Genomic DNA, 18,904 nt, shown 5'->3' with positions numbered 1-18,904 from the left:
CGCGCCGGTTCCTCCCTGCCGCGGCATGCTGGCAGTTGAACGGGCATCGCGCCCGCGCTGACGGCGACAAGGGCGTGACCGTAAGATGGCGCCTCGATGACACCGGCCTCAGGGGGCTTCGGGCACATGCAACGGATCGGGTTTCGCGTCGCGCGCCGCAGCGTCGCGCCGCTGTGCGCGCTGGTTTTCTTCGTCCTCTGCGTGGGTGCCAGCGCATGGCAGGAGCCGGAGCCCCTGCAGAAGGGCTTCGTGCTGACGCTGATGCTGTGCGTGTTCGGCACCTTGCTGTTCGGGCTGGCGCGGGTGGCCACGGCGCTGGTGGTGAGCGGCGGTCTGTTCGCGCTGCTGAAGTTCATGTCGGTGCTTAAGCTGCGCTACCTCGATTCGCCGCTGATGGCGTCGGACTTCGTCTACTACCTGCGCTCCAGCCTGCTGGAGACCCTGCGCCACTACCCGCACCTGCTCGGCCTGGGCATCGCGGTGTGCGTCGGCGTGCCGCTGGCGCTGTGGCTGGCCTGGCGCTGGGACTGGCGGATCCTGCGCACCCGGCCGCCGCGCCTCGGCCTGGCGCTGCGCGCGGGCGGCGCGGCGCTGTGCGCGCTGGCGTTCTGGGCCTGCCTGCTGCCGGCCGGGCCGTTCGCCCGGGTGCACACGCGCAACGTGTGGGAAAAGCTGTCCGACGACGCGCAACTGACCAACTTCTTCGTCAACCTGCACGACTCCGGCGTGCAACTGCCGGCGCAGGCCAGCGAGGCGCAGGCCGAGCGGGACTGGCAGGCCACCGCGCGCGGCGCGGCGACGACGCGGCCGCCGCCGTACCCGGACATCGTGCAGGTGCTGGAGGAGAGCACCTTCGATCCGTCGATCTTCACCGACTGCAGCGTGCCGGCCTGCCGCGCGGCGATGTTCCGGCCGGACGAGCGCACCCGCGCGCACGGCCTGCTGCGCGTGCACACCTTCGGCGGCGGCACCTGGGTCAGCGAGTTCGCCGCGCTGACCGGCATGCCGCAGGACATCTTCGGCCCCGGCGGCATGTACGCGCCGTACGTGCTGGCGCCGCACGTGCACGACGCGCTGGCGCTGGCGCTGCAGCGGCTGGGCTATCTCACGGTGGCGATCTACCCGACCAACGGCAGCTTCCTCAACGGCCGCAACGCGTACCACGCCTACGGCTTCGAGCAGTTCTACGACGCCCAGCAACTCGGCCTGGAGGAGTGGGAGGAAAGCGACGCGCAGATGTTCGCCGCGGCCAAGCGCGTCTACGACAAGGTGAAGAAGCCGGGCCAGCCGGTGTTCGTGATGATCCTCACGCTGAACCAGCACGGCCCGCACGACATCGACCCGCGCAACACCCTGCCGCCGCCGTTCGACCGCGGCGTGCTGCGCGGCCTGCCGGCGCGCGCCGCGCTGAACTTCGACACCTACCTGTCGCGGCTGCGCGACTCGGACCGGGCGATGCGCATGCTGGAGCATGATTTCCTGGACCGCACGCAGCCCACCGTGCTGCTGCACTTCGGCGACCACCAGCCCTCCTTCGACGGGCTGATCCGCGACCTGCCGCGCACCCTGCCGCCCGGTCTGGGGGCGTACAAGCACTACCTCACCTACTTCGTGCTGAAGAGCAACTTCGCCGGCGCGCCGCTGCCGAGCTATCCCATGCTCGACATCGCCTACCTGCCCAGCATGGTGCTGCAGGCGGCCGGCGTGCCGACCGATCCGTACTTCTCCGCGGAGACCGTGCTGCGCACGCGCTGCACCGGCCTGTACACCGACTGCGCCAACCCGGCGCTGGTGCAGTCCTACCACGCCTGGACGTTCGGCCGGCTGCACGTCTACGAGTGAGCAAGAGGGTTGCCGCCGCGTGCCGTAGGGCCGCGGCGGCCAGGCGAAGCCGGGTTACCCGCAGGAGCATCGACGGCCGGGCAGATGGCGCGGCCGCCGCCGGGCATCAGTCCACGCCGTAGGGCACGCCGCCGATCCAGCTCTGCCGCACCACCAGCGCATCGTCGAGCACCGCGAAGTCGGCGCGCTGGCCGGGGGCGATGCGGCCGTGGCTGCGCTCCAGGCCGAGCCACGCGGCCGGGTAGGCGCTGGCCATCCGCGAGGCTTCCTCCAGCGGCAGGCCGAGCAACTGCACGGCGTTGCGCACGGCGCCGGCCATGTCCAGCGCCGAGCCGGCCAGGGTGCCGGCCTCGTTCTGGCAGATGCCGTCGCGGGCGACGATGGTCTGGCCGTTGATCTTGTAGTCGGGCCGGTCGGCGCCGACCGGCGGCATCGCGTCGGTGACCAGCACGCACTTGCCGCGCGCCTTCGCCGCGATCGCCACGCGCAGGCTGGCCGGGTGCACGTGGTGGCCGTCGACGATCAGGCCGCACCAGCTATGGGGGTCGTCCAGCGCCGCGCCGACCACGCCGGGCTCGCGGCTGCCCAGCGGGGTCATCGCGTTGTACAGGTGGGTGAAGCCACGCAGGCCGGCGTCGAGCGCGCGGCGGACGGTGTCGTAGTCGGCCGCGGTGTGTCCGGCGACCACGATCACCCCGGCCTGGCCGAGCTGGCGGATGATTTCCGGCGCCACCCGTTCCGGCGCCAGCGTCAGCATCACCGCGCCGCGGTGGCGCGCGCCCAGCGCGATCAGGTCGTCGACCTCGGGCAGGCGGAACAGGTCGACGTTGTGGATGCCCTTGCGCGCGGGCGCCAGGAACGGGCCTTCGAGGTGGATGCCGAGCACGCCGGGCACGCCCTGCTCGATCGCCTCGTCGACCGCGGCCAGCGCGGCGTGCATCGCTTCGGCGGTGTCGGTGATCAGGGTCGGCAGGAAGCCGGTGGTGCCGAAACGGCGGTGCGCGGCGGCGATGCCGCGGATCGTCTCCACCGTGGGCGCGTCGTTGAACAGCAGGCCGCCGCCGCCGTTGACCTGCACGTCGATGAAGCCGGGCAGCAACAGGTGGCCGTGCAGGTCGTGCGCCCGGGCATCGGCGAGGCGCGCATCGCCGGCATCGACCAGCGCGACGATGCGCGAGCCCTGTACCAGCACCGCGCGATCCGCATGCAGGCCGTCGTCGGACAGCACGCGGCCATTGACCAGGGCGAGCAGGGGTTCGTGCTGGTTCATCACATCGTCTCCGTCACCTTGCGCAGGTGCGGCGGCACGTCCGGGTCGTAGCCGCGCGCCAGCGCCAGCGTACTCGCGGCGCGGTAGAAACTCTGCAGCGCCAGCAGCGGGGTCGCGATCGGCGCCAGCCCGACCGCCAGCGGCAGCATGTCCGGGCCCTCGGCGCCGGGCGCGGCGACCCACACGCGCGCGCCGCGCCCGCGGAATTCGGCGGCCACCGCCAGCGTGCTCTGCAGCGTGTCGTCGTCCTGGGCGAGGAACAGCACCGGGAAGCCGGCGCCGACCAGCGCCATCGGGCCGTGCTTCACCTCGGCGGCGCTGAACGCCTCGGCGTGCAGGCCGCAGGTTTCCTTGAACTTCAGCGCCGCCTCCAGCGCGCCGCCGAGGCCGAAGCCGCGGCCGACCACGAACAGGTTGTGCACGTCGCGCAGGCCTTCGACCAGCGGGCTCCAGTCGGCGTCCCAGCCGCGCCGCAGGTCGTCCGGCAGCCGCGCCAGCGCGGCGTGCAGGTCGGCGTCGCCGCTCCAGTGCGCGGTCAATTGCAGCACCGCCGCCAGCGTCGCCAGGTAGCTCTTGGTCGCCGCCACGCTGTGTTCCGGACCGGCGCGCAGCGGGACCACCGTGTCCGCCAGCGCGGCCAGCGGCGAATCCTCCACGTTGACCAAGGCGACCACCTCCGCGCCGGCGTCCTTCGCCGCCTGCGCGCTGCGCAGCAGGTCGGGGCTCCTGCCCGACTGCGAGATCGCCACGAACAGCGCGCCGTCGAGCTTGAGGTCGGCGTCGTAGATCGAGGACACCGACGGCGAGGCGGAGGCGGTGATCAGCCCCAATCGCGTCTCGAACACGTACTTGGCGTAGGCCGCGGCATGGTCGGAACTGCCGCGCGCGCAGGTCACGATGAAGCGCGGCGGCCGCTCGCGCAGGCGCTGGCCGAGCGCGGCGAGCAGGCCGGCGTTGGCGGCGAGCTGGCGCTCGACCACCTCGGCGCTGGAGCGCGCCTCGCGGTACATCAGGGTGTCACTGGCGTCTTTCATGCGGGAATCCGGTGGCGGAAACGATGGAGGAGAGGGGGCCGCCGCGCCCGCCGTCGAGGCGAGCGGGGGCGCGCGCCGCAAAGGCGCGATCGGAACGGTGCGAGGCGTGCGGCAGCGGCGCGGCGCCGCCGCGGTTCAGTCCTTGCGCGGGCCGCCGTTGCGCGGCGGCGCGGTGGAGCCGCGCACCACCAGCTCGGGCACGAAGCCCTCGTTGGCGGTCGCCGCGTGCTCGTCCCTGTCGTGCTGCTGCAGTTCGCGCATCAGGCGCAGCGCGGCGTGGCGCCCGATCTCGCTGGTCGACTGGCGGGCGGTGGTCAGCGCCGGCCAGGCCTGCTTGGAGAAGGGATTGTCCTCGAAGCCGGCGATCGACAGGTCCCACGGCACGTCCAGGCCGGCCGAGCGCGCCGCGGCCAGCACGCCGGCGGCGATCTCGTCGTTGCTGCCGAAGATCGCGGTGGGCGGCTCCTTCAGCGCGAGCAGCTTGCGCGCGCCGCGGAAGCCGTCGTCGAACGCGTAGCGGCCGGGCAGCACCAGCTTCTTGTTCAGCGCGATGCCGTAGTCCTTCAGCGCGTCGGCATAGCCCTGGTAGCGTTCCGGGCTGGAGCGGTGGTGCGGCTCGCCCCACAGGAAGCCGATGCGCTTGTGGCCGAGCTGGATCAGGTGCTCGGTGATCGCGTAGGCCGCGTCGCGGTCGTCCACGTAGACGCAGGGCGAGCCGTCCTGCGGGTCCTTGCGCGCGGCGATGATCCGCACGAAGGCGATGTCGTGCGCCTTCAGCGTGGCGATCAGCTCGGGTTGCTCCGACATCGGCGGCGCCAGCACCAGCCCGGCCAGGCGCGAGCGCTTGACCAGCGTGCACAGCTCGTCGGCCAGCTCCGGCACCGACGAATCGCAGGGATGGATCTGCAGGCCGTAGCCGCGCTCGCGGCAGGCCGACAGCACGCCGTCCTGCATGCTGATCACGTAGTGCGCGTTGGGGTTGTCGTAGACCAGCCCGATCGCGTACGAGTGCGCGCTGCGCAGGCTGCGCGCCGACAGGTTGGGGCGGTAGCCCAGCGCCTCGATGGCGCGTTCCACTTTCTCGCGGGTGTCCGTGCGTACCGAGGCTTCCTGGTTGATCACGCGCGACACGGTCTTCAGCGAGACGCCGGCGCGCTTGGCGACATCCTTGATGGTGGTGTGGCGCAACGACGGATACTCCGCTGGATCGGTCGGGCATCGTAGCCCACCCGGCCGTGAAGATTTCAGCGTAGTCACGGGGCGCGCGCGACATCGCCGGTCATCGGGAAACGTGCAGGCCGACGCGGTGACCGCGCAGGCCGTAGTACAGGATATACAGGTAGCACGGCAGCATCAGCGCGGCGAACACCAACTGGAAATCGTAGTGCTGCTTGAGGTGGGCGAACACGTACGGGATCACCGCGCCGCCGGCGATGCCCATGATAAGCAGCGCCGAACCGGCCTCGGTGTGGCGGCCCAGGCCGTTGATCGCCAGCGGGAAGATCGCCGGCCACATCATCGCGTTGGCGAAGCCCAGCGCGGCGACGAAGCCCACCGAGACGAAGCCCGAGGTGAGGTAGGCGCCGATGGTGAACAGCACCCCGAGCACCGCCGAGATCGCCAGATAGCGCTGCTGCGACACCACGCGCGGAATCAGCAGGAGGCCGGCCACGTAGCCCAGCAGCATCGCCGCCAGGGTGAAGGTGGTGAAGCGCGTGGTCCATGCCAGCGGCAGGTGGAAGCTGGCGCCGTAGGTGCCGATCGCGTCGCCGGCCATCACCTCCGCGCCCACGTAGAGGAACAGGCACAGCGCGCCCAGCCACAGGTGCGGGAAGCTGAAGATGCTGCCCTGCGCATGGCCGATCGAATGCTCGTCGTTGGCCGCCGCCGGCTTGATCTCCGGCAGCGAGGAGAACGCGACCCACACGGCCAGCACCACCAGCAGACCGGCCATGGCCATGTACGGCAGGTGCACCTTGGCGGCGAAGGTGGACAGCAGCGCCTCGCGCGCCTCGGCGCTCGGCGCCGCCGCGACCTCGTCGGCGAAATGGCCGATGCCGCTGAGCACCAGCGCGCCGAAGGCGAGCGGCGCCAGCGCGCCGGCCAGCTTGTTGCAGATGCCCATGAAGGCGATCCGCTGCGCCGCGCTCTCGATCGGGCCGAGGATGCTGATGTACGGGTTGGACGCGGTCTGCAGCAGCGACAGGCCGGCGCCGATCACGAACAGCCCGGTCAGCGACCCCGGGTAAAGCCGCATGGTGGTGAACTGGCCGAACAGCGCGGCCCCGATCGCCATCACGAACAGGCCCAGCGCCATGCCTTTCTTCATGCCGATGCGGCGCAGCACCGCCGACGCCGGCAGCGCGAGGAAGAAGTACGACAGGTAGAACGCCATCGGCACCAGGAACGCGTTGACGTCGTCCAGGTCGAAGGCCAGCTTGACGAAGGTGATCAGCGGCCCGTTCAGCCAGGTGACGAAGCCGAAGATGAAGAACAGCACGCCGATGATGATCACCGGCCCGAGGGTGGAGCGCTGGGCCTGGCCCGCCGCTGGCGTGATGGTGGTGGACGACATGAGCTTGTGGGTCCCCGCTTGGATGGATGTAACGAATGTAGCCGCGTGCGCCGGCACGCTCCCCGCTGGCTTTATGGGACGCAAGGCATAACGTTGTCAATTTCGACCCGCGCCCGTGGCGCCCCGGACCGCGCGCGCGACAGCCTCGGGGAAACGCCCGGGGAAATCGATGTTGCATCGCAGAAAGGCGTCTCGGACGACCTTTCGTTGGCTTGACGCCCGCCGTCTTACGGCATCCGGGCGGAATGCGCGCCGCGCGCAGGCGGCGGATTCGCCGGCGGATGCTGCGGTGCGCTACGGCGACCCGGCGACTAGGACTTTTGACCCGTTGACAACGTTGTCATGCGTGACCAGACTCCGGCCGCATCGGAGGCCATGTTGCAGGGGCGTGACCTCCCGGTTTCGGGGAGGAACGCGTGGGCGAGATCGTCAAGCACAGGAATGCGGTGCGCAGCGTGGCGCAGGACCAGGTCCTGCTGGCCGCGGATGTCGGCGGCACGCACGTGCGCGTCGGGCTGGTCAGCCAGCCGGCCGGCGCCGCCGGCCCGGTCAGCGTGCTGCGCTACGAGCGCTACGCCTGCGCCGAGTGGCCGAGCCTGACCGCGGTGCTGCAGCACTTCGTGGCCTACCTGGACCGTTCCTTCCACATCGACCGCTGCGCGGTGGCCAGCGCCGGCTACGTGCTCGACGACGCCATCGTCAACGGCAACCTGCCCTGGCCGGTATCGATCCGCGACGTCCGCGACAGCCTTGGGCTGACGCAACTGGCGGTGGTCAACGACTTCGAGGCGGTGGCCTATGCCACGCAGTTCCTCGCCGAGTCCGACACGCTGCCGGTCATCGAGAACAGCGCGCCGCGCGCGAACGGCCCGGTGCTGGTGATGGGGCCGGGCACCGGCCTGGGTTCGGCCGTGCTGCTGCCCGGGTCGCCGCACGCCACGGTGCTTGCCACTGAGGCCGGGCAGATCGCGCTGGCGCCCGGTACCGAGCGCGAGATCGAGATCCTGCGCGTGCTCGCGCGCGAGCGCCCGCACGTGTCGGTCGAGCACGCGCTGTCCGGCCCCGGCCTGCTCAACCTGTACCGCGCGATCAGCGAGCTGCAGGGCTCGCCGGCGACGCTGGACCAGCCGACCGGGGTGACCCGGCACGCGCTGGAGCGCAGCGATGCCGCCGCGGTCGAGGCGCTGGACGTGTTCTGTGCCCTGCTCGGCAGCTTCGTCGGCGACCTGGTGCTGCTGTACGGCGCCAGCGGCGGGGTGTTCCTCGCCGGCGGCATCCTGCCGCAGATTCGCCAACTGCTGCCGGCCAGCCGGTTCCGCGAGCGTTTCTTCAACAAGGGCGTGATGCGCCCGTTCCTGCAACAGGTACCCGTACGACTGATGGAGCACGGCCAGCACGGCGTGATCGGCGCGGCAAGCATGGCGATCGCCGGCCGTGCCGGGTCCGGATGAGTTTGACCGACAACTGCAATCGACCGGGCGCGAGCCCATACAACCAGGCAGCGCCCCAGCCATCGCACGGCGCTGGAAATCTTGAGGGGAGGACGACCATGTCACACCGCAAAACGTTGTTGGCCGCGAGCATCGTCGCCGGCTTGTGCCTGTCCGTAGGCGCATATGCGCAGGACAGCACGCAGAACCAGGACACGACCCAGAGCGCCGCTTCGAACAAGAAGGACGTGAAGAGCCTGTCCACCGTCACCGTGACCGGCATCCGCGGGTCGGTGGAGAAGTCGCTCGACATCAAGCGCGACGCCAACGCCAACATCGAAGTGGTGACCGCCGAGGACGTCGGCAAGCTGCCGGCCCACAACGTGGCCGACACCCTGCAGCGCCTGCCGGGCGTCAACATCAGCTCGTCCAGCGCCGACGAAGGCGGCTTCGACGAAGCCGACCGCGTCAGCCTGCGCGGCACCAGCCCCAGCCTCACGCAGACCCTGATCGACGGCCACAGCGTCGGCACGGCCGACTGGTTCGTGCTCAGCCAGGGCGGCAACATGGGCCGCAGCGTGAGCTACACCCTGCTGCCGTCCGAACTGGTCAGCCGCGTGGAAGTGCAGAAGTCGTCCGAGGCCCGCCTGCCCGACGGCGGCACCACCGGCAACATCAACATCATCACGCGCAAGCCGCTCGACTTCGAGAAGCAGTTCACCACCAACCTCAGCGTCGGCGCGGTCAACTCCACCCTGGCGGACAAGACGGACCCGCAGTTGTCGGGCCTGTTCAACTACAAGAACGCCGACAGCACCTTCGGCGTGATGCTGCAGGTGTTCAAGCAGAAGCGCCACCTGCGCCGCGAGGCCCAGGAGATCCCGGGCGGCTTCTACACGATCAAGCCTACCGATGGCGTCGCCTCGACGAATCCGGACCTGGTCGGCGTGGCCATTCCCGGCCTGCTGGGCTCCACCCTGTTCGAGCAGACCCGCGACCGCAAGGGCGGCCTGCTCGAAGCCCAGTTCAAGCCGAACAACGACCTGACGCTGGGCCTGAGCGCCTTCCGCTCGGACATGGACGCCAACAACTACAACCGCAACTTCATGCTGTTCGGCAACAGCTTCGGCGCCAGCCAGGCCCCCGAGCCCGGCTACAAGGTCGAGAACGGCGTGCTGACCCATGCCAACTACGCGGGCGTGCCGGGTACGAACTACGTCGTGTACGACATGATCTACCGCGAAGCCAAGTCGAAGACGCGCTACTACACCCTGGATGCGGACTGGCAGGCGTCGGACAGCCTGTCGGCGAAGTTCCAGGCCGGCACCACCAAGGGCGTGGGCGAGACGCCGCGCCAGTTCATCGCCGAGGTGACCGGAAGCAACGGCGGCGGCGCGAGCTGGACCACGCACGGCAACAGCGCGCCCGTCGACTGGAGCACGAACGGCGACATCAGCCCGGCCGGCTTCGGCAACTTCGGCACCTGGGGCAACCAGCAGGTCAAGGCCACCGACAAGGAGAACTGGGGCACGGCCGACTTCACCCAGTACTTCAACACCGGCGTGCTGAATTCGTTCAACTACGGCGTGCGCTACGCCAAGCACGAGCGCCGCGCGCAGTCGCCGGAAGGCGCCACCCCGGGCAACATCTGGCCCGCGCTGCAGAACGGCGCCACCGCCAACTACCCGGGCGACTTCGCCGGCGGCATCGGCGGCACCTTCCCGCGCGACCTGTGGTACTTCACCCCGGGCGCGCTGAAGGGCGCCATCATGGCCAACTCCACCTGGCTGTCCAACAACGACGGCCCCACCGGCCGCCACAACTACGGCGGCGAGTTCTCGGTGAACGAGAAGAACTTCGCGGCCTACTTCCAGGCCAACTTCGAGGGCGAGAACTGGAGCGGCAACGTCGGCCTGCGCTACGTCGGCATCGACCAGGACATCGACAGCTACCGCGCCGTCAGCAATGTGGCCGACGCCGACGTGAGCAGCCTGTTCGGCCAATGGGTCCGCCTGCACACCAACAACAAGATCCACCGCGTGCTGCCGAGCGCGAACCTCAAGTTCAACATGGCCGAGAACCTGGTGTTCCGCTTCGCCGCCTCGCAGACCCAGACCCTGCCGGACTACTCCGCGCTGGGCCAGTCCGCCTCGGGCTCGGATCTGAACAAGACCGGCGCCGCCGGCAACCCGAACCTGAAGCCGGTGCTGTCCACCAACTTCGATGCCGGCATCGAGTGGTACTTCATGCCGCGCGGCCTGCTGTCGGCCACCGCCTATTCGATGAACCTGAAGGACTACGTCGCCTACGGCACCGTGGACCAGCAGTTGTTCAGCGAGCTCAGCCACCAGCTGGAGACGTACCGGGTCTCGATGCCGATCAACGCCGACGCCAAGGTCACCGGCGTGGAGCTGGCGTACGACCAGCCGATCGGCAAGTACTTCGGCGTCAACGCCAACTACACCTATGCCGACGGCTCGACCGACCACACCTGGGAAGATGGCAGCCACAACCTGCTGGGCACCTCGAAGAACACCTACAACGTGGGCGCCTACTTCGAGAACGACACCTTCGGCGCGCGGGTGAGCTACACCCACCGCTCGGCGTTCCTGATCGGCCTGTCCGGCGCCAGCCCGTACTACCAGGACAAGTTCGGCACGCTGTCGGCATCGCTCAGCTACAAGGCCACCGACTGGCTGAGCTTCAGCCTGGATGCGCTGAACCTCAACAACCCGACCTACAAGTACTACCAGAGCTCGGTCATCCCGACCTCGTTCTACGAGAACGGCCGCCAGTACTACCTGAACGCGCATCTCTCGTTCTGACCGTTGCGACGCACGCAGGCCACGGACGGCCTGCGTACTCTCCCCGAGCGGGCCCGGTGATGTTTCGCGGGCCCGCACTTTTGTCCGGGCCGCTGCGACGATGGCATAGTGGGTCGCCGGCACAGGAGACGCCGATGAATCGCCGTTCCATACCGTCCCATGGCCTCTGCCTGCTGCTCGCGCTGGTCCTGCTGCCGTTGCATGCCGCGCGCGCCAGCGATGCCGCGCCGCCTTCCCTGATTCCGCTGCCGGCACAGCTCGCGCTGCAGCACGGCGGCTTCACCGTGGACGAGAGCACGCCCGTGGTGCTCGCCGACCGCGACGCCTCGACGAGGCAGACCGCGAACTACCTGATCGACCTGCTCGCGCGCACGCGCGGCCTGCGCCTGCGCATCGGCGCAGCCGACGATGCCGCGCCCGCCATCGTGCTGCAGCGCGACCCGCAGGCCCCGGTGGCCGAGGCCGAAGGCTATGCGCTCGGCGTCACGCCGCAGGGCATCCGCATCCAGGCGCGCGACGCCGCCGGCCTGCTCAACGGCGCGGTGACGCTCTACCAGTTGCTCACGCCCGACGCGAAGCGGGGTGCGGTGGAGGTGCCCGCGCTGTCCATCCGCGACTGGCCCCGTTTCGCCTGGCGCGGCCTGATGCTCGATTCCACGCGCCACTTCCAGAGCGTGTCCGAAGTGGAGACGCTGCTCGACCAGATGGCCCAGCACAAGTTCAACACGCTGCACTGGCACCTCACCGACGACCAGGGCTGGCGCATCGAGATCAAGCGCTACCCCGAACTCACCCGCACCGGCGCGTGGCGCACGCCGCCGGGCGCCGGACACGACGGCATCCCGAAGCGCTACGGCGGCTTCTACAGCCAGGACGACATCCGCCGCGTAGTGGCCTACGCGGCCGCGCGCCACATCACCATCGTGCCCGAGATCGACATGCCCGGGCACGCCCAGGCCGCCGTGGCCGCCTACCCGCAGCTCGGGGTCACCGGCCGGCGACCGGCCGTGTCGATCGACTGGGGCGTCAATCCGTACCTGTACAACGTCGACGACGCCACCTTCGGGTTCATCGAGAACGTGCTCGACGAAGTCATGGCGCTGTTCCCGTCCACCTACATCCACGTGGGCGGCGACGAGGCGGTGAAGGACCAGTGGCAGGCCTCGCCCGCAGTGCAGGCGAAGATGCGCGAGCTGGGCATCAAGAGCGAGGATGCGCTGCAAGGCTGGTTCATCGGCCGCATCGGCCGCTATCTCGACGCGCACGGTCGCAAGCTGGTGGGCTGGGACGAGATCCTCGAGGGCGACAACGTGCCGGCCGACGCCACGGTGATGTCCTGGCGCGGCACCGACGGCGCGATCAAGGCGGCGATGATGGGCCACGATGTGGTGATGTCGCCCTCGCCGAGCCTGTACTTCGACCACGTGCAGGGCGAGCTGGCCGACGAGTACGCCGGCCGCCTCGGCGTGGAATCGCTGCGCAGCGTGCACGGCTTCCAGGCCGTGCCCGGCGTGCTCGGCGCGGCCCAGGCCAGGCATGTGCTGGGCGTGCAGGCCAACGTATGGACCGAGCACATGCCCACGTTCGCGCACGTGGAGCACGCCGTCTTCCCGCGGCTGGACGCGCTCAGCGACGTGGCATGGTCCTCGTCCGCCGGCAGCGACTGGCCGGGCTTCCTCGCCCGCCTGCCGGCGCAGCTCGCGCGCTATCGCGCGCAGCACGTCCCGTACGCCGACAGCGCCTTCGCCGTGGACATCGCGCTGGATCGCAACCTCGCGCTGGCCACCGGCAGGGCCACGGTCACGCTCTCCAACCAGGCCGATTTCGGCGCCATCCATTACACCCTGGACGGCAGCGCGCCCACGCCGGCTTCGCCGCGCTACGGCACGCCGTTCAACGTGACGCTCCCAGCCACCGTGCGCGCCGCCAGCTTCGCCGGCGACGGCAGCATGCTGGCCGCGCCGCGCCAGCGCATGCTGGATCGGGCCAGCCTGCTCACCCTCGCCGGCAACACGCTGCCGAACTGCCCGGGCAGCGATTTCCGCCTGCGCGTGCAGCCGCTGCCGGATGCGGCGTCGGTGGCGCCGGTCTACAGCATCAACGTGTTCGACGGCTGCCAGTTGTTTCCCGCCACGTCGCTGGACGGGCTGAAGTCGATCCGGGTCGAGGCGGTGCGCATCGAACGCAACTATGCGCTGGCGCACGAGCAGAGGCTGGTGGTATCGCGTCCGCATGCCACGCCGTTCGGCGAGCTGGTGGTGCACCTGGACCAGTGCAACGGCCCGGTGCTGGCCAGCCTGCCGCTGCCCGACCCGGCCCGCAGCGCGCGCAAGGTCGAGCTTTCGGCGGCGCTGCCCGCGCAGCAGGGCGAGCATGCGCTGTGCCTGGTCTACACCGCGCCGATCGACGGGCCGCTGTACGGGCTGGGCCGGGTAAGCCTGGTGCCGGCGCCTTGAACCAGCGGCTCGCCTCGGTCGATGCGCTGCGCGGCTGCACCGTGGCGGCGATGCTGCTGGTCAACGACCCGGGCGACTGGGGCCACGTCTACGCGCCGCTCGAGCACGCCGAATGGCACGGCTGCACGCCGACCGACCTGATCTTCCCGTTCTTCCTGTTCATCGTCGGCGTGTCGACGGCGCTGGCGGTCGAGCCTCGCCTGGAGCAGGGCGCGCAGCGGTCCGTGCTGATGCGGGCGGCGCTGCTGCGCGCCTTGCGTATCCTCGGCCTGGGCCTGGCGATCAACCTGCTGGCGTGGTGGCTGCTGCCGGGGGCGCACCTGCGCTTCCCGGGCGTGCTGCAGCGGATCGGGCTGTGCTTTGCCGGCGTCGCCGCGTTCTCGCTGTACACGCGCCCGCGGGTGCAGTGGGCGGCGATCGTCGTATTGCTGCTCGGCTATGCGGGGCTGCTGCTGGCCGGCGGCACGCTGGAGCCTTTCGCCAATATCGTCAGCCGCAGCGACAGCGCGCTGTTCGGGCGCTTCGTCTACCTGATCGATCCGGCGACCGGCCGCGGCCACGATCCGGAAGGCCTGCTCGGCACGCTGCCGTCGCTGGCGACGACCCTGCTCGGGTTGATGGCCGGACGCTGGCTGCGGCAGGGCAGGACGCTGCGGCTGGCGGTCGCCGGCGCGGTCGCCCTGCTGCTGGGGCTGGCCTGGTCGCACTGGCTGCCGTTCAACAAGAACCTGTGGACGCCGTCCTTCGTACTGTGGACGGCGGGCTGGGCGTGCGTGGCGCTGTGGCTTGCCCACCTGGGGATCGACCGCCGCGGCCTGCCCGCCTGGGGGCGCCGCTTCGGCCTGAATGCAATTGCCGCCTACAGTGGCTCGGAGCTGATGCAGGTGCTGCTGCCCGCACTGGGCTGGCAGGATTTCCTCTACCGGCACCTCTTCGCGAGCTGGATCACGCCGCTGGCCGGCCCGTGGATCGCCTCGCTGGCCTGGGCGCTGGCCTTCGTCGCGCTGTGGTGGCTGATCGTCGCCGCGATGGATCGCAAGCGCTGCTACCTCAAGCTCTGAGAGCCTGTTCACGATCTCCAGATATCCCCAACATGATCGGTGCACCCGGCCCGACCCAGCTCGCGGACCGCGCCGTTCCATAGGAACGGCATGCGCCGCCCTATCCGCGCGAACGTCATCCCAGCGAAAGCTGGGATCCAGTGCCTCCAGGCTTTGAGGGAAGAAAGTCGCTGGATGACCAGTCCTCCAACTGTTGAAAAGCGGCTTCTGATTGACCGGCCCTGCGGCCGTTGAAAGCCGCAGGGGCGACGAGCGGGGAGCAGTCCGGCAGGGAGACTTTGAATAGGCCCTAAGTGACGAGGAAAGCGGCATCCGCGCCGCACATTCCAGGAGACGCACCTTTGAGGCAGCACGAGGGAAGGCAGGTTCCGCTGTAACCGTCCCATGCGAAACCATCGTCTATGATCGATGCCCTTGGCGCTTGTCGCCCAAGTTCCGGAAATGTATCGATGAGCGATCTTCCTTCCCAGGCACGCAACGGCCTGCTGGCCCTGGCGGTTTCGCTGCTGGCCGCCTGCGCGGCCCAGCCGGTGGCGCCAGCGAGTCCGACGGCCGCCGCGGCGATCGAGGTGCCCGCCATCCGGCGGCCGCAGCAGGAGACGCCGCAATGGTGGTTCCGCAACGGCGCGGCGCAGGCGGCAACCGCCTCGGCGGTGGCCAACGCGAACGGCCAGCCCGCCAGGAACGTGATCGTGTTCCTCGGCGACGGCATGAGCATTCCCACCATTGCAGCAGCGCACGTGCTGGCCGGCCAGCGCAAGGGCGTGGACGGCGAAAGCTACCGGCTCAGCTTCGAGCGGTTTCCCTTCAGCGCCCTGAGCCGCACCTACGAGACCGACCAGCAGACCCCGGATTCGGCCGGCACCATGACCGCCATCATGACCGGCGTGAAGACGCGGGCGGGCTACATCGGCGTGTCGCAGGTGCCGCGGCGGCAGGATTGCGCGGCCACCCGCGGGCAGGAACTGGTCACCATGCTGGAACTGGCCGCCGCCGCCGGCATGGGCACCGGCGCGGTCACCACCGCGCGGATCACCCACGCCACGCCCGCGGCCACCTACGGCCATCTGCCCGAGCGCAACTGGGAGGTCGACGCGGCGATGACGCCGCAGGCGCGCGCGCAGGGCTGCAAGGATTTCGCCGCGCAACTGGTCGATTTCCCGCTGCCCGATGGGCTCACCGTGGCGATGGGGGGCGGGCGCACCGAATTCCTGCCGAAGGGCGTGCCCGACCCGGAGTATGCCAACAAGGCCGGTCAACGCCTGGACGGTCGCAACCTGATCGACGAATGGACGTCCAGACACCCGGATGGAAAATACGTTTGGAACGAGGCGCAATTGAAGGCGCTCGACCTGGCACGCACGCCGCGCCTGCTCGGCCTGTTCCAGCCTTCGCACATGAACTACGAGCACGAACGCGCCGCCGACAAGGCAGGCGAGCCCAGCCTGGCCGAAATGACCGCCAGCGCGATCGAGGTACTCAGGCGCAACCCGAACGGTTTCTTCCTGATGGTCGAGGGCGGCCGCATCGACCACGCGCTGCATGGCGGCAACGCCTACCGCGCGCTGGACGAGACCATCGGCCTGGCCGATGCGGTGCAGGCGGCGCTCGACCACACCGATCCGGCCGACACCCTGATCGTGGTCACCGCCGACCACAGCCACACCATGACCTTCGCCGGCTACCCGCGCCGCGGCAACCCCATCCTCGGCAAGGTACAGGGCCACACCGACAGCTACGACGAGGAAAGCACGCTCGGCCTCGCACCGGACGCCACCGGACTGCCGTACACCACGCTAGGCTTCGCCAACGGCCCGGGTTACACCGGTGCCAGCGACAAGCAGCCGGAAGGGTCCAAACGCTTCCCGCACGAGCCCAAGCGCTACACCGCGATCAGCAAGGGCCGCCCGGACCTCACCCAGGTCGACACCACCGATCCGGATTACATGCAGGAAGCGACCGTGCCGCTGGGCGGCGAGACCCATGGCGGCGAAGACGTCGCCATCTTCACCAACGGCCCCGGCGCCGCCGCCTTCCACGGCGAACTGGAAGAAAACGCGATCTTCCACGTCATCGTCCAGCACGCCCCGCGCATCCGCGAGGCGTTGTGCAAGCTGGGGAGCTGCAATGGCGACGGTATTCCGGTGGACAGGCCGACTTACGAGGCGTGGTTGCGCAACGCAGAGAAAGTCGGTCGCTAGAGTGTGGCTGTGATCCACGGGTGCTTCGCATTTCCGCGAACATACTGAGGCCGCAAAGCCGGCCAGAAGGTATCGAGCGGCGTCAGCCATTGATGCGATAGAGCTGATTTCAGCTCTATTGAGCCATTGCATAAGTACTCTTGAGGGCGAAGAAAAACCGAGCACCAGGATAGAGCCTGCTGTGATCGCTCGATATCTTGTCGTAAGTCGGACATAGAAACTCCCTATGCCTACTTACTACATTGCGTAGGCGTACTAGGCTTTCTGACAGACAGGAATTTGATTAGTCCGGATTTGTTGAAAGATGAGTCTGCTGCGGACCGCCACGCCGCTTTTATTTAATTAGAAAAGCTAGGTGGAAGTATCTTCTTCAATGTGCTTGCTGCTGCTCGATAGTAATCTTGTGTTCTTCTATCTTGGCTTGCAACTCTTTGACTTCATAATCCGGAGGGGACATTGCCTTGAATTGGGCGATGATCGGGAACGTTCCGCTCGCCACGGCATCCTTGGGATCATCGCTGCCGTTGTCGGACTCCAGAGACACATTGTGCAGGCAGCTTTGGATAAGTGCTTTGTCGACCAGCCGGAGCTGATGTTTCTGAACCTTGATAAAAAGCAGGTAATCCTCATGCCCGGCCCCGCAAAAGCCATCGGGTTTCTTTGATGACGGGATGCGTGCTATCGCAGTAATAGCCTCTGCCGAATCGAAGGGGATGGATTTTTTCGATAGCACAATGATTTGATCGGATTGGCTCAAGACATCCGACAAGGTTCGGTTCAATTTTGCAGGTGTGGTCTCTGTTCTCCCATGGAGAACGGTCGTAAAGCTACTGGCTTTCTGCTTTAGCTCTAGCGAAGTATTTTTGGAAAGCGATAAATCGATATTTTGGGCCGAAGCTGTGAATGAAGCTAATCCTGCAGCAACGAAGAAGGTCAGAGCAAGGCTATTCTTGATTGAGGTGATCTGCATAGCATATTCCTGTATATGTCCATTTACGATCTTTCTTGGCGGGTGGTTTTTTGTACTCGCCTTTGTCGCGTTTATGCAGATCGGCCTCTGTCTTATCTTTATTGTCTTCTTTCGTCATATCCCAGCCTATGTTTCCCGTTTCGGTGTCACATAGGATGTTGTCGTTCCTCACCCATTGTTTTGTTTTGTCGTCCCATACGTGATAGCTTCCACCATTCCAGCGTGACCATGTTTCAAGTTTCAGTTGTTCGTCCGTATAGGTCCGTTTGCTTTGGCCAAGGTGCGCTTTGGCCGCTTTTTGCTTTTGCTGGTATAACGAGCATCCACCCTTCACGTTCTCCTTCCAATTCCAGACTTGCATATAGGTAGGAGCGGGTGTGGTCATCTGCGTAAGGCCGTAGCCACCATCGAAGGCAACGATGGGTTCGCCGTCGGAATTGATGAAATTCTTGAAGTGGCTTTCCTGTGTAATTATTTTTTCAAAGCCTTTGACGTCGCTGATGGTGGCAAGTAGATCCTTGACCGACTGCTCTGACGGATTCTTACCTTTGATGATGACGAATCGTTTGAATTTGCTGGCGCCAGCAGTCACCTCGACGGTTAGTTTTCCGCCGACCACCTTTTTATTTACATCGGCGGTCCATTTCTTGTCATTTGAATCGAAGGTGCCGCTTTCGGTGAACGTCTTTAGTTTTTTTCCCCGGCTCCCGCCTTCCCTGGTGCCGACCTTGGCGTCCCATGAGATCGACCACTTCCATGCGTATGGCGGCGGCTCCTGCGTGTCTATCTCGAAATTTATGGTCGGGAAGGTCGCGCTTTCATCGATATAGAATTCCTGCTTTGCAGACGGCGAAACCCACTTTCCGACATCTTCGACCACCACCACTTTGACGAGCGATTTCTTCGTCTTGTTGGTCGAGGTTGCGCCCTGGGCCGTAGCCTTTGGCTTACCTTTGTTCTTGTCGGTCATGTGATGGTTTCCCCGTCGTGGTCGTGGGGCAGGACTTCGACACTGAGATCGACGGATTGCCGCGTGTAGACCCGTTCCGTCAGGCCGTCTGCATCGGAAATGCCTTCCCAGACTTGCCCGTCGGAGGCAGTGATGCGGTAGGGCTGATTGGGTAACGGTTCGCCACCTTCGCTCGATACGAGATGAAATTGCTCATCGAACATCTCTGAGCGACTGATGGGTAGCTCCGGTAAGGCAGGTGTGCCGCTTTCGCCACCCAGGAACGGATGT

At 67.5% G+C, this 18,904-nt stretch carries 13 protein-coding genes; 6 read left to right on the top strand and 7 right to left on the bottom strand.

The features are described 5' to 3' along the window. Nucleotides 1–126 precede the first annotated feature (126 nt). On the top strand, nucleotides 127–1,842 hold the full coding sequence (locus tag ASG87_RS02145; protein ID WP_056000022.1) for an LTA synthase family protein: 1,716 nt from the start codon (nucleotides 127–129) through the stop codon (nucleotides 1,840–1,842). A gap of 106 nt (nucleotides 1,843–1,948) precedes the next feature. Here the strand turns inward: ASG87_RS02145 and nagA are convergent, their stop codons facing one another. The 4 genes from nagA to ASG87_RS02125 all read right to left on the bottom strand — a co-directional run bounded on the left by nagA (nucleotide 1,949) and on the right by ASG87_RS02125 (nucleotide 6,721). Then, nucleotides 1,949–3,112, bottom strand: coding sequence for an N-acetylglucosamine-6-phosphate deacetylase (gene nagA / locus ASG87_RS02140; RefSeq protein ID WP_056000019.1), 1,164 nt, complete (start codon nucleotides 3,110–3,112; stop codon nucleotides 1,949–1,951). Continuing rightward, complete coding sequence (locus tag ASG87_RS02135) at nucleotides 3,112–4,146, bottom strand: SIS domain-containing protein (RefSeq protein WP_056000015.1); 1,035 nt, start codon at nucleotides 4,144–4,146, stop codon at nucleotides 3,112–3,114. Before ASG87_RS02135 ends, nagA begins: the two co-directional genes overlap by 1 nt. Nucleotides 4,147–4,281: 135 nt before the next feature. Further along, a complete protein-coding gene (locus tag ASG87_RS02130; RefSeq protein ID WP_056000012.1) occupies nucleotides 4,282–5,334 on the bottom strand; it encodes a LacI family DNA-binding transcriptional regulator in 1,053 nt (350 codons plus the stop codon). Between the two features lie 91 nt (nucleotides 5,335–5,425). After that, nucleotides 5,426–6,721 (bottom strand): sugar MFS transporter, encoded by a 1,296-nt coding sequence (locus tag ASG87_RS02125; protein WP_056000009.1) that lies wholly within the window; start codon nucleotides 6,719–6,721, stop codon nucleotides 5,426–5,428. 425 nt (nucleotides 6,722–7,146) lie between these two features. Here ASG87_RS02125 and glk point away from each other — a divergent pair, with 425 nt between their 5' ends. The 5 genes from glk (at nucleotide 7,147) to ASG87_RS02100 (ending at nucleotide 16,694) form a co-directional block, all read left to right on the top strand. Continuing rightward, the gene (gene glk, locus ASG87_RS02120) at nucleotides 7,147–8,172 is read left to right on the top strand and encodes a glucokinase (RefSeq protein WP_056000294.1); all 1,026 of its coding nucleotides are present in this window, start codon (nucleotides 7,147–7,149) and stop codon (nucleotides 8,170–8,172) included. Nucleotides 8,173–8,270: 98 nt separating this feature from the next. Then, nucleotides 8,271–10,976: a TonB-dependent receptor gene (locus ASG87_RS02115; protein ID WP_056000006.1), complete on the top strand. Its 2,706-nt coding sequence runs from the start codon at nucleotides 8,271–8,273 to the stop codon at nucleotides 10,974–10,976. Between the two features lie 134 nt (nucleotides 10,977–11,110). Continuing rightward, a complete protein-coding gene (locus tag ASG87_RS20750; protein WP_056000004.1) occupies nucleotides 11,111–13,432 on the top strand; it encodes a family 20 glycosylhydrolase in 2,322 nt (773 codons plus the stop codon). Then, the gene (locus ASG87_RS20745; RefSeq protein ID WP_082582688.1) at nucleotides 13,429–14,493 is read left to right on the top strand and encodes a heparan-alpha-glucosaminide N-acetyltransferase domain-containing protein; all 1,065 of its coding nucleotides are present in this window, start codon (nucleotides 13,429–13,431) and stop codon (nucleotides 14,491–14,493) included. Before ASG87_RS20750 ends, ASG87_RS20745 begins: the two co-directional genes overlap by 4 nt. Nucleotides 14,494–14,942: 449 nt before the next feature. Further along, nucleotides 14,943–16,694 (top strand): alkaline phosphatase, encoded by a 1,752-nt coding sequence (locus ASG87_RS02100; protein WP_056000002.1) that lies wholly within the window; start codon nucleotides 14,943–14,945, stop codon nucleotides 16,692–16,694. Nucleotides 16,695–17,064: 370 nt separating this feature from the next. Here the strand turns inward: ASG87_RS02100 and ASG87_RS19755 are convergent, their stop codons facing one another. The 3 genes from ASG87_RS19755 to ASG87_RS20400 all read right to left on the bottom strand — a co-directional run. Then, a complete protein-coding gene (locus ASG87_RS19755; RefSeq protein WP_157510839.1) occupies nucleotides 17,065–17,664 on the bottom strand; it encodes a hypothetical protein in 600 nt (199 codons plus the stop codon). After that, nucleotides 17,639–18,634: a hypothetical protein gene (locus ASG87_RS19045; protein WP_082582687.1), complete on the bottom strand. Its 996-nt coding sequence runs from the start codon at nucleotides 18,632–18,634 to the stop codon at nucleotides 17,639–17,641. Before ASG87_RS19045 ends, ASG87_RS19755 begins: the two co-directional genes overlap by 26 nt. Next, the coding region (locus tag ASG87_RS20400) for a hypothetical protein (RefSeq protein WP_162258298.1) at nucleotides 18,631–18,904 on the bottom strand (274 nt) is incomplete at its 5' end. The genes ASG87_RS19045 and ASG87_RS20400, both read right to left, overlap by 4 nt.

Origin of the sequence: Frateuria sp. Soil773 (assembly GCF_001428405.1) — a bacterium.
In the GTDB taxonomy this organism is placed as follows: Bacteria; Pseudomonadota; Gammaproteobacteria; order Xanthomonadales; family Rhodanobacteraceae; genus LMSL01.
The sequence above is the reverse complement of the archived record's forward strand: the minus strand, read 5'-3'. Positions and strand labels throughout refer to the sequence as shown.